We start from the raw sequence: 13,483 nt of genomic DNA, 5'->3' as shown, positions 1-13,483 counted from the left end.
AGAGCGGGGTTATTGTTGGTCGGGATAACAGGATTTGAACCTGCGACCTCCTCGTCCCGAACGAGGCGCGCTACCAAGCTGCGCCATATCCCGGCGACCGTTCTTTGCGGTACCGGAATACTGTAACGCACTTTCTTCCCAACTAACAAAACGCCTGCACAGCGGGTGTGTATTTGGCGTGTGTCGGGGAGGCGTTGGTTAGGGGGCCTACTAGGCCTCCCGCTCGGTGATGCGCAGCAGCGTGGCCGAGGGGCGGCAGAAGATGCGCACCGGCGCGTACTTGGAGGTGCCCAGGCCGTTGGACACGTGCATCTTCATCGGCCCGAAGTCGTGGAGGCCCTGGACGCGGGCCCGGTCGATGTCGCAGTTGGTCACCAGCGCCCGGGAGCCCGGCAGGCAGATCTGGCCGCCGTGGGTGTGGCCGGACAGGGACAGCTGGTAGCCGTCCGCGGCGAATTGCTCGAGCACGCGCGGCTCTGGCGAGTGGAGCAGGGCCAGGCGGAGATCCGAGTCCGGGTTCGGGGCGCCGGCTACCTCCGAGTAGTCGTCCAGATCGTGGTGCGGATCGTCCACGCCGGCCACGGCCAGGCGCACGTCGCCTACCTTGAACTCCAGGCGGGCCTGGTTGGCGTCGCGCCAGCCGTGCTCCAACAACGCCGCGCGCATGTCCTTCCACGGCAGGTCCACATAGGACGGCTCGCGCTTGGCGCCCCACAGGTACTTCAGCGGGTTGACCGGACGCGGGGCCCAGTAATCGTTGGTGCCGAAGACGAACAGGCCGGGCCGCTGCAGCAGCGGGCCCAGAGCGCGCAGGACGTCGGGGACCGCGGCGGCGTCGGAGAGGTTGTCGCCGGTGTTGACCACCAGGTCCGGCCGGAGGCTATCGAGCGCGGAGACCCAGGCGATCTTCTTGTCCTGCCCGGGGATCATGTGCAGGTCGCTGACGTGCAGCAGGCGGAATTCTTTGTCCCGACGCAGCGTGCCCGCCGGCAGCAGGGGAAGGGTGTATTCCTTGAGCTCGAACTTGTCTAGTTCGGTATAGCCCCAGGCCAGGGTCGCGGCCCCGGCGGCGGCGAGGGCGCCGATGCTACTGAGTGCTTTCGTCGAATTTTTCACGCCGTCCAGCCTACCTGGCGTATCTTTTACGGTATGAGCAACCTAAAAGAAACCATCCGTGCCGATCTGAAAACATCCATGAAGGCCAAGGAGAAGGAGCGCACCAGCGCCATCCGCTCCCTGCTGGCCGCTATCCAGGCAGAAGAGACCAACGGCTCCCGCCACGAGCTGACCGACGAGGACGTCCTCAAGGTCATCGCCCGCGAGGTTAAGAAGCGCCGCGAGTCCGCCGACGTCTATAAGGAAAACGGCCGCCCGGAGCTGGCCGAGGCCGAGCTGGCCGACGTGCCCTACTTCGAGGCCTACCAGCCCGCCCAGTTGGACGACGCCGAGGTCGAGCAGCTGGTCGCTGAGTCCGTCGCCGAGGTCGAGAAGGAGACCGGGGAGGCCGCCAGCATGAAGCAGATGGGCGCGGTCATGAAGGCCGCCAATGCGAAAGCCGCCGGCCGGGTCGACGGCAAGCGGCTCTCAGAGGCGGTCAAGGCGCGGCTGCAGGGCTAGCAGCTAGCTGCAGGGGGGTAAAACTACAGCCCGAACAGCCCGCGCAGATCGTTGGTGAAATTATCGATGTCGCGCTGGGAAATCAGCGGCTCGGGGCGGCTCTGACCGCCGCCACCGCCACCGCCGCCTTGGCCGCGGCCGGAGGGGGCATCGTTAGCAGCCGGGGAGGGGCTGGAAGCGCCCGTGCTGTTGGAGTCGGCGGTGCCCGACGAGCTGCCGCCCCCGCCGGAGCCGTCCGATAGCTGGACGCGCACCGTCGCGCCCTCCTTGAGGCCGGCGGCGCTGGGCACCACGCGCACCACGCGGCCGTAGGGGGTGTCGCCGCCGATGACCTGGGTGGTCTCCACGTTCAGGCCCTTGCCTTCGAGCACGCGGCGGGCCTCGGCCTCGGACTTGCCCCGCAGGCCGTCCAGGACCGCGTCATTGTTCGTGCCCTCGCGGTATTTCTCGTCGCCTTGGGCGACATTGCCGTTTGCCGCCTGCGGGACCTGGCTGGCGAAACCGAAGAAGGTCTGCGCCGGCTCGTCGCCGCCGTACATGCTGCCGCCGCCGCACTGGCGGGTCGGGCCCGTGCACAGCGGGGAGGTGGAGGTGCCGTCGTTGAAGATATAGGGAGCGGCGGCCACGCCGGAGTTGAATCCCAAAAAGGCGGCGGATTGGTGCGACTCGGTCGTACCGGTCTTGGAGGCGGCCTGCCCGGAAAAGCCCATGGACTTGGCGGCCTCCTCCGCGGTGCCGTGGTCCATATCGGCGGTCATGGCGTCCGCCAGGGCGTCCGCCACGCCCTTGTCCAGGGCGCTCTCACAGGGGGTTTCCTCCAGGTAGACCTGGTTGCCCTCCTTGTCCGTGACGCTGGTGATGGGGTTCGGCTCGCACCACTTGCCGCCGGAGGCGATGGTCGCGCCGACGTTGGACAGCTCCAGCGGGTTGACCGCGGTCGGGCCCAGCGTGAACGAGCCCATGGGGGCCTCCTTGGCGAATTCCGCCAGGACGGCGTCGCCGTAGGTGCCCTCGTCCTCGTAGGAGCGCATGCCCAGATCCACGGCCATGTCCACGATGGCCTCGATCCCGACCTGCTCGGAGAGCTTGATGAAGGTCGTGTTGGGGGACTCGGCCAGCGCGTCCCGGAATGTCAGCGTGGGCTTGTAGGTGCCGGCGTTTTCCACGCAGTACTTGTTGGCCGGGCAGCCGTCCGCGCCGCCGTGACCCAGGCCCTCGGCCTCGTAGCGGGTGGGGACGTCGAGCAGGGACTGGGTGCCGTAGCCGCCCTTCAGCGCCGCGGCGGCGGTAAAGACCTTGAAGACCGAGCCGGCGCCGTTGCCCACCATGGAATACGGCTGGGGCAGGATCGTCTCCGCGTTGTCCAGGTCGAGTCCGTAGGTGCGGGAGGAGACCATGCCCAGCACCTTGCGGGAGTCCTGGCCCGGCTCGACGACGTTCATGACCTCGGCCACGCCCGGGGTGGTCGGGTCGGTCTGCGCGTCCACGCTTTCCTTCGCGGCGTCCTGGACCTGCGGGTCCAGGGTGGTGTTGACCGTGTAGCCGCCGTGCTTGAGCTCCTCGGTCGACAGGCCCTTCTCCTCCAGGTACTGCAGCACGTAGTCGCAGAAGAAGCCGCGGTCGCCGGCGCCGATGCAGCCGTTGGCCATCAGGTTGGGGCTGTCGAGCACGCCCAGCCCCTCGCCGGCGAAGCGGTCCGCGTCCGCCTGGCTGAGGTAGCCGTTATCGGCCATGGACTGCAGCACCTGGTTGCGCCGGTCGGTGGCGCCTTCCGGGTTGGTGTACGGGTTGAGGTACTCCGAGGACTGGACCATCCCGGCCAGCAGGGCGGACTGCGGCACGCTCAGGTCGGCGGCGGGGATGCCGAAGTAGGTCTGCGCGGCGGCCTCGATGCCGTAGGAATGGTTGCCGAAGGGCACCAGGTTCAGGTAGTTGGTCAGGATCTGGTCTTTGCTCAACTCCTTATCCATCTCCGCGGCCATGCGGATCTCCCGCAGCTTGCGGGGGATGGACTGCTCCGTGGCGGCGGCGCGCTCCTCGTCGGTCTGGGCCGCGACCAGCAGGAGGTAGTTCTTCACGTACTGCTGGTTCAGGGTGGACGCGCCCTGGGAGACCCCGCCGGCGGCGAGGTTGCTGGCCAGCGCGCGGAAGTTGCCCTGGAAGTCCACGCCGTCGTGCTCGTAGAAGCGGTGATCCTCGATCGCGACGATGGCGTCCTTCATCGACTGCGAGATCTGATCCGGCTCGACCGGGTGGCGGCGCTGATCGAAAAGGTAGGCCAGGTCCTCGCCCTGGGCGTCCTTGATGGTGGTCACCCCGGGGGCGGCGCCGGCGTTGAGCTCGTCGATGTCGGACTCCATCGTGGCGCCGGTGCGGGCGATGGCGACCGACGTGATGCCTGCAATGGGGGCGAAGGCGACGGCGATGAGCACCCCAACCAGGAGGGTGGCTAGGGCGATCTTTGCCAGAGGTCTAGATGCATTCACGCGTAATACCCTACGTTGCTTTGGCCCGTGGGGAAATATGCAACTCCTGTTGGCGTGGGTATAGCTATGGGAAATGGGCGAACTCACAGTGCGCTGTGATCTAGGCGAACACCCCCTAAAGTGTGACCTGTTAGACAGCTAATCGGTGCTGTTAATACACTGACCCTAAGCATCACGACGACTGCTGGTCACGCCGCACGGACGGTGCGTGAAGGCGTGGCAGTAGATGGCTCACCGAAAGGAGTGCAACCCTTCCATGACTTTAAGCCTGCAGGGTTCTGGCCAACGCACGAAAGCTACCGGCACGGCCTCCGGTTTCGAGCGGGGTGAGTGGATTACCCAGGCCAAGTGCCGCAACGGCGACCCGGACGCGCTTTTCGTGCGCGGGGCGGAGCAGCGCAAGGCGGCCGTCATCTGCCGCCACTGCCCAGTCATGATGGAATGCCGCGCCGATGCCCTGGATAACCGCGTCGAATTCGGCGTCTGGGGCGGGCTGACCGAGCGCCAGCGCCGCGCCGTGCTGCGCAAGAACCCGGACGTGAAGAACTGGGCCAACTACCTGGCCGGCGGTGGGGAACTGCACGGCATCTAAAGGGTTGTGCCCCGGAGAACCGACTCAGTTAAGAAATAGTGAGAATCTGTGAGAAAGCGCCCCGCAAGACCAATGTCTTCGGGGCGTTTCTTCGTCTAAAATGGACACCATGACTAAATGGGAATACGCGACCGCGCCCGTACTCACCCACGCCACCAAGCAGATCTTGGACACTTGGGGTGAAGACGGCTGGGAATTGGTGACTATTACTCCCGGGATGAACCCGGAGAACGTCGTTGCATATTTCAAGCGTGAGGTGGAATAACACATGAGTTTCAAGAAGCGACTGGAAGAGCTGGGCTACGAGCTGCCGCAGGTGGCCAAGCCGCTGGCCTCGTACGTGCCGGCCCTCAAGGTGGGCAACCAGGTCTGGACCTCGGGCCAGCTGCCCCTGGTCGACGGCCAGCTGCCGGCCACCGGCAAGGTCGGCGCCGAGGTCAGCCTCGAGCAGGCCCAGGACCTGGCGCGCCGCAGCATCCTCAACGCGCTCGCGGCTGTCGATGCCGAGGTGGGCCTGGACAACATCTCCCGCGTCCTGAAGGTCGTGGGCTTTGTCTCCTCCGACCCGGACTTCGTGGACCAGCCCGAAGTCATCAATGGCGCCTCGAATCTCATCGGTGAGATCTTCGGGGATGCCGGCCAGCACGCTCGCTCGGCCGTCGGCGTGGCAGTTCTGCCGAAGAACTCCCCGGTGGAAATCGAGCTCATCGTGGAGATTCCTTAAAGATCGGATAGGGTAGGATTTATGGAGCATCCTGCATATAGCCAACTTCGCCCGGTGACTCGTTCAGCGGGCGTTGTCCTGTGTGACAACCCCAGCTACACGGCCCTCGAAGGGACCAACACCTGGATCATCCGCGCGGCGGAAGACGCCAAGTCGATCGTCGTCGATCCGGGCCCGGAGGACGAGGGAAACCTCAACGTCATCCGCAACAACGCCGGGGAAATCGGCCTCATCGTACTGACCCACCGGCACAACGACCACGCCGACGGGGCCACCCGGCTGCGCCAGCTGACCGGCGCCCCCGTCCGCGCCTTCGACCCGAACTACTGCTCAAGCGGAGTTGAGGCCCTGGAAGACGGGGAGATCATCTCCCTGGACGGGGTCACCCCGCAGCTCGAGGTGGCGCACACCCCGGGCCACACTGCGGATTCCACGTCCTTCTTCGTCTGGAGCGGCGAGCCGCACAACTCCCACCTGGAGGGCATCATCAGCGGCGACACCATCGTCGGCCGCCACACCACGCTGCTCTCGGAGACCGACGGCGACTTGGGGGCCTACCTGGAGTCGCTGGCCATGCTGGAAGAGCGCGGCAAGGACGTGCCCCTGCTGCCGGGCCACGGCCCGGACCTGGAGGACACCTCCGCGATGGCGCGCAAGTACATCGACCGCCGCCACTACCGCCTAGACCAGATCCGCACGCTGCGCCAGGAGCACGGCGAGGACATCGAGCTGCAGACCCTCATCGACAACATGTATGACGACGTCGATCCGGTCCTGCGCCACGCCGCCGAGCAGTCGACCCGCACGGCGCTGAAGTACCTCGACGCCGAGAAGAACAGCTAAAAGACCCTTCCCAGGGCACTTGCCTCCCCGCCCCTCAACTGGCTTTCGCGAGTCAGTGGGGCGGGGAGGTTTTTGTCTGCCGTTCGCGCCCGCGGGGCCCGGGCATAAAAATAACCCCGCCCCCGCGGGCGCGGGGCGCGAGGCTGGAAAAGGCCGGCCTTAGCGGGCGCGGCGAGCCAGGTGCTCGGTGTCCACGATGATGACGGACTTGCCCTCCAGGCGGATCCAGCCGCGGTGGGCGAAGGTGGCCAGGGCCTTGTTGACGGTCTCGCGGGAGGCGCCGACCAGCTGGGCGATCTCCTCCTGGGTCAGGTCGTGGTTGACGCGCAGGGCGCCACCTTCCTGCACGCCGAAGCGGTTGGCCAGCTGCAGCAGCGTCTTGGCCACGCGGCCCGGCACGTCGGTGAAGATGAGGTCCGCCAGGTTGGCGTTGGTGCGGCGCAGGCGGCGGGCCAGCACGCGCAGCAGCTGCTGAGCGATGGACGGGTGGTCGCTGACCCACTGCTTGAGCATCTCCGAGTTCATGGTGGCGGCCTGGACCTCGGTCACGCAGACCGCGGCGGAGGTGCGCGGGCCCGGATCGAAGATGGACAGCTCGCCGAACATGTCGGACGGGCCCATCACGGTCAGCAGGTTCTCGCGGCCGTCCGGGGCGTGGCGGGCGAGCTTAATCTTGCCCGAGGTGATGATGTAGAGGCGGTCGCCCGGTTCGCCCTCGTCGAAAATGGTGGTACCACGCGGGAAACGGACCGTCTCCATCTGCTCAATCAGGTTGTTAACCGCGACGGGATCGACACCCTGGAAGATACCCGCGCGGGAGAGAATATCCTGAACGCTTTCCACTAATGCTCCTTGGTCAATCAGCTGATGGGGTCGAAGGTGTAAATCTGCAGTGAATTTCACCGCAGGCACCGGAAAATTTTATGTAACGGCTCATATCCTACCGTGGAATTGGTCACTTATGGGGTTAAAAGCGCAATTCCTAACAGAAACAGAGCCTGCACACAGGGCACGCGTAGTCGCGTAATCCGTGCGTATGAAAGATAAAAGCCACCGCTGCAACCTCCGGCTCCGCAAGGGGAACCGCCAACTCAGTCGTGACAACCGGGTCTTTTCCAGACGCCCGGTTGTGGTATCTCCAGTTAGCCCGAGGCGCGAGCGTGTCAGTCCTGCTAGCTACCAGCTAATGCAGGCTAGTCGAGGACGCTTGATTCAAGCTTCTCCATGAACATGGCGAACACGGCCAGCGCGACGGGCGCGACGATGACTAAGACGATCATGGCCCCCATCTTACTAAGCTTTTATTCATGCGCGACCATAAACCCTCGAATTCTGCGAAAAATCTTCGCAATTCCGGCCCGCGGCGGGCCGAGACGATCAACAAAATTCTCAGCCAGGAATATCCGGACGCCCGCTGTGAGCTGGACTTTGAGACCCCACTCGAGCTGCTCGTGGCCACGGTGCTGTCCGCGCAGTGCACCGACGCCCGGGTCAACCAGGTCACCCCTGCACTCTTCGCAAAATACCCAAACGCCGCCGCCTACGCCCAGGCCGATCCGGCGCAACTGGAGGAAATCCTGCGCCCGCTCGGCTTCCAGCGGGCCAAGACCAAGCACCTGCTGGGGATAGGCGAGGGGCTGGTGGCCCACTTCGGCGGCGAGGTCCCCCGCGGGATAAAGGAGCTGACCAGCCTGCCCGGGGTGGGCCGCAAGACCGCCCTGGTGGTGCGCGGCAACGCCTTCGGCCTGCCGGGGCTGACCGTGGACACGCACTTCCAGCGCCTGGTCACCCGGCTCCGCCTGACGGAGAAAACGACCCCGGTGGCCATCGAAAAGGACATCGCCGGCCAGCTGCCGGAGGAGGAGTGGACCATGTTCTCCCACCGCCTCATCTTCCACGGACGGGCGGTCTGCCGGGCCCGCAGCCCGCGCTGCGGCGACTGCGTGCTGGCCCACCTGTGCCCGGCGGCTGCGGAATACGGGAAAGCGCCCCGGCCCAGTAGACTGGTGGGGAGATGAAAAAGCAGGTTTTCTGGTCCATCGGGGCGGCCGTCGTGCTGACGGTCGCCGTGGTCGCCGCCGCCCTGGCACTCCTGTCTCCCGGGGGCGGTGGCGAGCAGGCCTCCGGCCCGGACGCGGCCGGGGCATCGTCGGCCCCTGCGGCATCGCCGGCCGAGCAGGGTCAGGCCGCCGACGTGCCGGCCCGCCCGGACTGCCCGGCCGGTCCCGTCGCCGGGGTCGACCTGGACTGCCTGGGCGGGCAGGAATCCGCGGAAGAAGGCTCGGCCGATAGCGGGGTGACCATCGTCAACGTGTGGGCCTGGTGGTGCCAGCCCTGCCGGGAGGAGCTGCCCCTGCTGGAGGAGGTCGCCGCCAGCCACCCGGAGTGGGAGGTGCTCGGCGTGCACGCCGACACCAACGCGGCCAACGGTGCCGCGCTGCTCGAGGAGCTGGGCGTGGGCCTGCCCAGCTTCCAGGACTCGGATAATTCCTTTGCTGGTGGGCTCGGCCTGCCGCGGGTCATCCCCATCACCCTGGTGCTGAAAGACGGGCACGAGGTCGGCCGCTTCGTCCAGGCCTTCGAGTCCACCGCGGAGATTGAGTCCGCGGTCGCGGGGGCGCTGGATGGCTAAAGCTAGCGCTCTGATAACGGGACGGTCAATGGCCGGGGCGGTGAGGCGCTGATGGGGCTGTACTTGCCGCACCACGGGGACCGGCCCGGAGAGAACGTGACGGTGCGCCCGGCGGCCGCGCCGCGGTGGCTGCGCCCGGCCCTCGGGGTGGATTCGCACCAGATCGAGGCCACCATGGGCCAGCGCCTCGACCGCAACTTCCCGCCGGTGAAGAAGCTGCGCCGGGACGCGGCGGTGCTGGTGCTGCTGGCCGGGGACTGCCTGGACAACGCCCGGGTGCTGCTCACCCACCGCACGCCGACCATGCGCTCGCACTCCGGCCAGATCGCCTTCCCCGGCGGCCGGGTGGATCCGGAAGATACCAACCTGGTCGACGCCGCCCTGCGCGAGGCCTGGGAGGAAACCGGGTTGGATCGCCGCAGCGTGACCCCCATCGATCAGTGGGAGCGGCTGCGGATCCGGGCGACCGGCAACCCCGTGACCCCGGTGCTGGCCTACTGGCACAGCCTCTCCCCGGTCGGGGTGGCCAGCCCCGCGGAGACGGACGACGTCTTCACCGTCCCCCTGACCGATCTCATCGATCCCGCCAACCGGATCCAGGTGGGGTGGGGAGCCTGGAGCGGGCCCGCCTTCCGGATCCAGGGCTACGTCATCTGGGGATTTACCGCCGGGGTGCTGGCCACCACCTTGCGGCACGCTGGCTGGGAGCAGCCCTGGGATAACAATTCGGTGCGACCGCTCCGCGCCACCCTCGCCGCGTCGCGCAATCGTGAGAAGATGAACGAACCGCACCAGCAGCAACCGGCGACCGAATAGTTGTGTAGCTGTTTAGCAGCTGCGTCGCCGCGCGGTAGTATGCTGGCCTAGCCAAAACAGATTTTTACAGGAAGAACCCTTTTTCAGTGAGCGCATTTTTAGTGGTCGACGCCCTCATCGTGATCGCCGTGCTAGCCGCGGTGTTCGCCGGGTGGCGCCAGGGCGTGATGTCTTCCGTGCTGTCCTTCATCGGCATCGTCGCCGGCCTGGTCATCGGCATGGGCCTGGCCCCGCTGGCGATGCGCCTGACGGACTCGGTGGCCCTGCGCCTCTTGCTGGCCGTCGGCGTGATGATCCTGCTGGTCGGCATCGGCCACCTGGCCGGGTCCTCCCTCGGCGCTCGGCTGCGGGACAGACTCCGGCTGCGCTCGGCCCAGCGCATCGACTCCCTGGCCGGCTCGGTCTTCCAGGCCGTGGCCGCCCTGCTGGTCATCTGGCTGGTCTCCATCCCGCTGGCCAGCGGGCTGACCGGCGTGGTGGGCAAGGGCCTGCGGGAATCTCAGATCCTGGGCGGCATCCACTCGGTCGCGCCGGAGCAGCTGAAGGCCCTGCCGGGCGGGGTGACCTCGCTGCTGAACCAGACGGGCCTGCCGCCGCTGGTGGCGCCCATCGACGGCGACCGCAACGTGGAGGTCGCCGCCCCGCGCATCGAGGTCGAGAACAAGGCGCTGGTCAAGCAGTTGCGCCCGTCGGTCATCCACGTGCTGGGCGACGCGGACTCCTGCAGCCGCCGCCTGATGGGCTCCGGCTTTGTCATCCAGGACGACTACGTGGTCACCAACGCCCACGTCGTGGCCGGGACCAACCTAGTCAACCTGGACACGGTCACCGGCATCCAGCAGGCCGAGGTGGTCTACTACAACCCCGAGGTCGACATCGCCGTGCTGCACAGCGAGAACCTGCAGCTGCCGCCGCTGGACTGGGCGCCGGAGCCGGGGGTGACCGGCGACGACGCCATCGTCATGGGATTCCCGCAGTCGGGCCCGTTCAGCGCCACCCCGGCCCGCGTGCGCGATCGCATCACGATTGCCGGCCCGGACATCTACAACATGGGTCGCGTCGAGCGCGACGCCTACACCGTGCGCGGCAGCATCCAGCAGGGCAACTCGGGTGGGCCGCTGTTCAACACGGAGGGCCAGGTCCTCGGCATGGTCTTCGGCGCGGCCGTGGATGACACGGACACCGGCTACGCGCTGACCGCCGACGAGGTGATTTCCCACATCGGGGACGTCGCGCAGCTGACCGAGCCGGTCAACACCGGCGAGTGCGTGGCCCGCGACGTCGTGTCCAATTAGGCCTCGGCCCGCCGCCTTCGGCTAAAGCTGGCGCGCCCAGTCCGCGACGGTCGCGACGAAGTCGGCGGGCTCTTCCACGTGCGGCAGGTTCTTGGCGTGCCGCAGGCTGTGATCGGCAAAGGCGCCGGTGGTGCGGGATCGCGCGCGCCGGATGATGGGGTTCCACAGGCGCTGCCCGGAGTGGAAGAAAAGCACGGGCGCGGAGATGGTCTCCTCGACCCAGCGGCGCGGGACGGCGGCGGTCAGCAGCCGGTGGTTCCACAGGATTCCGCGCACGACGTTGCCGATGGAGGCGGCCTCGAGCCGCAGCTGCAGCAACCGCTGGAAGCGCTCGCCGCGGAAGCGGCCGGTGGTATTGAGCAGCAGCTCCTTGCGGTAGACCCACTCGGAGAGCCCGGGCACGCGCTGCAGGGCCCGGTAGGGCAGGCGGCACAGTCCCGCGCGCAGCCACAGCCAGAAGAAATCCCAGGGGCGGGCGGCCATGGCGCGTCGCAGGTCCACCGGGTAGGCGCCAGAGATGCTCACGATGCCGGCGACGCGCTCGGGGTGCTCCACCGCCAGGGACCAGGCCACCGAGGCGCCCGTGTCGTTGCCGATGATGATGGCCCGGCGGTGGCCCAGCGCCTGGATGAGCCCGGAGAGATCGCCGGTCATCACGCGGATGTCGTGGCCGATATCGGCCGGGGGCTTGTCGGACATGCCGAAGCCGCGGGCATCGATAGCCGCGACGTGGAAGCCGCGCTCGGCCAGCGGGGCGATGACGTCCCGGTAGTCGAACCAGCCGCCGTAGGACCCGTGAATGGCCACGACGAGGGGATTTTGGGGATCCCCGGCCACCGCGGCGTGCAGCCGGATGCCGCGCGTGTGCACCAGCTGGTGCGTAAACGGGCCGTCCAGCTCCACGACGGAGGGCGAAAGGTTGCGTGCCGACACGGGCGATACTCCTCCAGGTTGGGCTCGGTAGAAACTGACAAAACTCCGCCGAACGCGGTGCGTGGGGCGGAGTTAGGGGGTAGGGAGGGGGGGTTTAGGGGCTGGCCTAGGAGTTGGTGAACAGGCCCTTGTTGCCCTCGACCTTCTTCTGGGCCTTGCCCGGGACCAGGTCCTTCATGTCGCTAAAGGAGTTGATGGTCTTTTCCGGTTTCTTGACCTTCTTTACGTTCTGGATACCCACCAGGGCGCAGACGCCGGCGATGACCAGCATGATGAGGAAGACGATAAGGAAGGCGGCCCAGCGGTCCAGCCACTTGGCGAGCAGCTCCGCGAGGAAGAAGAAAAAGAAGAAGGAGCTATACAGGGCGACGGTGCCGGCCACACCGAAGAAGCCGGCGCCGATGCCGCCCTTCTTGGCGGAAGCGGCCAGCTCGGTCTTGGCCAGCTCGACCTCCGAGCGGACCAAGCTGGAGACCTGCTCAGTGGCGTTGGAGACCAAGGTGCCGATGGAAGCCTCACCGGAGCGGGAGGTGTCAGCGTCGCTGAGGGGGATCGCGTTGACCTTCGGGGCAAACTGATTACTGCCGTCGGTGAAAAGTCCGTCGTTGCTCACAGGTTAAACCTTCCTTGGGTGGAAAATATTTCGTAACTTAAATACTACGTGGAAACGTCGTCCGAGCGCACAGCGTCCCGACACGCGGGTCACAGTCTAAAAAACGACCGGCCGCAGCCCGTCGCCACGTTTGCTAACGCCTATCCTAGTTCATATGGCCGAAAATGACCCGCTATCCCCGCTGTTAAGGGACGAAGAAGTCTCCCGCCTGTCCGGGCGGGCCGAGAGCGCCATCGCGGCGGCACACCGGCGACCTGCGGCTTTGCGCAAACCCGAGGTCGTATCTTCGGAGTCCCTGCTGCGCGGCGCCAGGGCCAGCGCGGGGCTGGTCAGCGGGCGCGTGGCCCGCGACGTGGAGGAAGAATTTAATGCCGACGGCAGCCTGCTGGCCCGCCACATCAGCGCCTATTCCACGCTGGCGCCCGAGCAGTTCGCTGCGACCATGCGCACCTTCACCCGCGCCCCGCTGCAGGTTTTGGCCCGCTGGGACGTGGCCGGCGGCGGGGCCGGCAAGCCCCAGGCCGCGGCGGATCGCCTGACGGTGCTGGCCGGCTGGGTCGTGGCCGGTGCGGGCAGCGCGCCGGGGCCGGGACTGCGCTTGCTGCTTCCGGCGGTGCTGCACGCCGAGGTCGCCGCCCACGGCTGCTTCGGCGAGCGCAGCGGGCTGGTGGGGCGGATGGCCGGGCGCGCCGCCGCCATCGCCACGGGCCTGGATCCGCGCGGTTTCGCGGTGCCGGAGACGTATTTCTCGCGGCACCGGCAGCAGTACACGGAAACGCTGCAGGCCTACCGCGCCGAGGATCCCTTCCCGCTGCTGCGTCTCCACCTGGCGGCCTGGGAGGCCGGCGGCAAGGAGGCAGACGGCATCGCCCGCGCCGCTTAAGCCTGGGGCTTAAACCTGGGGGCTTAAGCCTGGGAGCTTAAGCGGTAAA

15 protein-coding genes and 1 tRNA gene are annotated in these 13,483 nt (G+C 67.0%); 10 read left to right on the top strand and 6 right to left on the bottom strand.

What is annotated here, in order from left to right:
- Positions 1-16 precede the first annotated feature (16 nt).
- Positions 17-93: transfer RNA gene (locus VVS03_RS06815), tRNA-Pro, on the bottom strand.
- Positions 94-210: 117 nt separating this feature from the next.
- Positions 211-1,116: a metallophosphoesterase gene (locus VVS03_RS06810; RefSeq protein ID WP_368534395.1), complete on the bottom strand. Its 906-nt coding sequence runs from the start codon at positions 1,114-1,116 to the stop codon at positions 211-213.
- Positions 1,117-1,149: 33 nt separating this feature from the next.
- Here VVS03_RS06810 and VVS03_RS06805 point away from each other — a divergent pair, with 33 nt between their 5' ends.
- Positions 1,150-1,617: a GatB/YqeY domain-containing protein gene (locus VVS03_RS06805; RefSeq protein ID WP_368534396.1), complete on the top strand. Its 468-nt coding sequence runs from the start codon at positions 1,150-1,152 to the stop codon at positions 1,615-1,617.
- Between the two features lie 23 nt (positions 1,618-1,640).
- Here the strand turns inward: VVS03_RS06805 and VVS03_RS06800 are convergent, their stop codons facing one another.
- Positions 1,641-4,103 (bottom strand): transglycosylase domain-containing protein, encoded by a 2,463-nt coding sequence (locus VVS03_RS06800; protein WP_368534397.1) that lies wholly within the window; start codon positions 4,101-4,103, stop codon positions 1,641-1,643.
- Between the two features lie 256 nt (positions 4,104-4,359).
- Between VVS03_RS06800 and VVS03_RS06795 the strand changes: the two genes are divergently transcribed.
- The 4 genes from VVS03_RS06795 to VVS03_RS06780 all read left to right on the top strand — a co-directional run bounded on the left by VVS03_RS06795 (position 4,360) and on the right by VVS03_RS06780 (position 6,262).
- Positions 4,360-4,695 carry a WhiB family transcriptional regulator gene (locus VVS03_RS06795; protein ID WP_070768883.1) on the top strand — a complete coding sequence of 112 codons (336 nt, stop codon included), beginning with the start codon at positions 4,360-4,362 and terminating at the stop codon, positions 4,693-4,695.
- A 109-nt stretch (positions 4,696-4,804) separates the two neighbouring features.
- Complete coding sequence (locus VVS03_RS06790; protein WP_168166954.1) at positions 4,805-4,960, top strand: DUF4177 domain-containing protein; 156 nt, start codon at positions 4,805-4,807, stop codon at positions 4,958-4,960.
- A gap of 3 nt (positions 4,961-4,963) precedes the next feature.
- On the top strand, positions 4,964-5,419 hold the full coding sequence (locus VVS03_RS06785; protein WP_368534398.1) for a RidA family protein: 456 nt from the start codon (positions 4,964-4,966) through the stop codon (positions 5,417-5,419).
- Between the two features lie 21 nt (positions 5,420-5,440).
- On the top strand, positions 5,441-6,262 hold the full coding sequence (locus VVS03_RS06780) for an MBL fold metallo-hydrolase (RefSeq protein WP_368520477.1): 822 nt from the start codon (positions 5,441-5,443) through the stop codon (positions 6,260-6,262).
- 159 nt (positions 6,263-6,421) lie between these two features.
- On the opposite strand, the gene glxR is transcribed toward VVS03_RS06780, so the two are convergent.
- Positions 6,422-7,105 (bottom strand): CRP-like cAMP-activated global transcriptional regulator GlxR, encoded by a 684-nt coding sequence (gene glxR / locus VVS03_RS06775; RefSeq protein ID WP_070768258.1) that lies wholly within the window; start codon positions 7,103-7,105, stop codon positions 6,422-6,424.
- A 464-nt stretch (positions 7,106-7,569) separates the two neighbouring features.
- Here glxR and nth point away from each other — a divergent pair, with 464 nt between their 5' ends.
- The 4 genes from nth to VVS03_RS06755 all read left to right on the top strand — a co-directional run bounded on the left by nth (position 7,570) and on the right by VVS03_RS06755 (position 11,005).
- Complete coding sequence (gene nth, locus VVS03_RS06770) at positions 7,570-8,280, top strand: endonuclease III (RefSeq protein WP_368520476.1); 711 nt, start codon at positions 7,570-7,572, stop codon at positions 8,278-8,280.
- Complete coding sequence (locus VVS03_RS06765) at positions 8,277-8,894, top strand: TlpA family protein disulfide reductase (protein WP_368520475.1); 618 nt, start codon at positions 8,277-8,279, stop codon at positions 8,892-8,894. Before nth ends, VVS03_RS06765 begins: the two co-directional genes overlap by 4 nt.
- A gap of 51 nt (positions 8,895-8,945) precedes the next feature.
- A complete protein-coding gene (locus VVS03_RS06760; protein WP_368534399.1) occupies positions 8,946-9,710 on the top strand; it encodes a CoA pyrophosphatase in 765 nt (254 codons plus the stop codon).
- Between the two features lie 86 nt (positions 9,711-9,796).
- A complete protein-coding gene (locus VVS03_RS06755; RefSeq protein WP_368520473.1) occupies positions 9,797-11,005 on the top strand; it encodes a MarP family serine protease in 1,209 nt (402 codons plus the stop codon).
- 21 nt (positions 11,006-11,026) lie between these two features.
- Here the strand turns inward: VVS03_RS06755 and VVS03_RS06750 are convergent, their stop codons facing one another.
- Positions 11,027-11,938, bottom strand: coding sequence for an alpha/beta fold hydrolase (locus VVS03_RS06750; protein ID WP_368520472.1), 912 nt, complete (start codon positions 11,936-11,938; stop codon positions 11,027-11,029).
- Between the two features lie 106 nt (positions 11,939-12,044).
- A complete protein-coding gene (locus VVS03_RS06745) occupies positions 12,045-12,551 on the bottom strand; it encodes a phage holin family protein (protein ID WP_070768264.1) in 507 nt (168 codons plus the stop codon).
- A gap of 154 nt (positions 12,552-12,705) precedes the next feature.
- Here VVS03_RS06745 and VVS03_RS06740 point away from each other — a divergent pair, with 154 nt between their 5' ends.
- Complete coding sequence (locus VVS03_RS06740; protein ID WP_368520471.1) at positions 12,706-13,434, top strand: oxidoreductase; 729 nt, start codon at positions 12,706-12,708, stop codon at positions 13,432-13,434.
- Positions 13,435-13,483 lie beyond the last annotated feature (49 nt).

The sequence above is a fragment of the Corynebacterium sp. LK2537 genome (assembly GCF_040946485.1).
Classification (GTDB): Bacteria; Actinomycetota; Actinomycetes; order Mycobacteriales; family Mycobacteriaceae; genus Corynebacterium.
This window is presented reverse-complemented; position numbering and strand designations above follow the sequence as displayed.

What these genes read in the sequence shown, in the direction of transcription:
- VVS03_RS06780 (WP_368520477.1), top strand. Translation starts at nt 5,441, where the DNA reads ATGGAGCATCCTGCATATAGCCAACTTCGCCCGGTGACTCGTTCAGCG.
- VVS03_RS06795 (WP_070768883.1), top strand. Translation starts at nt 4,360, where the DNA reads ATGACTTTAAGCCTGCAGGGTTCTGGCCAACGCACGAAAGCTACCGGC.
- VVS03_RS06785 (WP_368534398.1), top strand. Translation starts at nt 4,964, where the DNA reads ATGAGTTTCAAGAAGCGACTGGAAGAGCTGGGCTACGAGCTGCCGCAG.
- VVS03_RS06740 (WP_368520471.1), top strand. Translation starts at nt 12,706, where the DNA reads ATGGCCGAAAATGACCCGCTATCCCCGCTGTTAAGGGACGAAGAAGTC.
- VVS03_RS06790 (WP_168166954.1), top strand. Translation starts at nt 4,805, where the DNA reads ATGACTAAATGGGAATACGCGACCGCGCCCGTACTCACCCACGCCACC.
- VVS03_RS06760 (WP_368534399.1), top strand. Translation starts at nt 8,946, where the DNA reads ATGGGGCTGTACTTGCCGCACCACGGGGACCGGCCCGGAGAGAACGTG.
- nth (WP_368520476.1), top strand. Translation starts at nt 7,570, where the DNA reads ATGCGCGACCATAAACCCTCGAATTCTGCGAAAAATCTTCGCAATTCC.
- VVS03_RS06765 (WP_368520475.1), top strand. Translation starts at nt 8,277, where the DNA reads ATGAAAAAGCAGGTTTTCTGGTCCATCGGGGCGGCCGTCGTGCTGACG.
- VVS03_RS06805 (WP_368534396.1), top strand. Translation starts at nt 1,150, where the DNA reads ATGAGCAACCTAAAAGAAACCATCCGTGCCGATCTGAAAACATCCATG.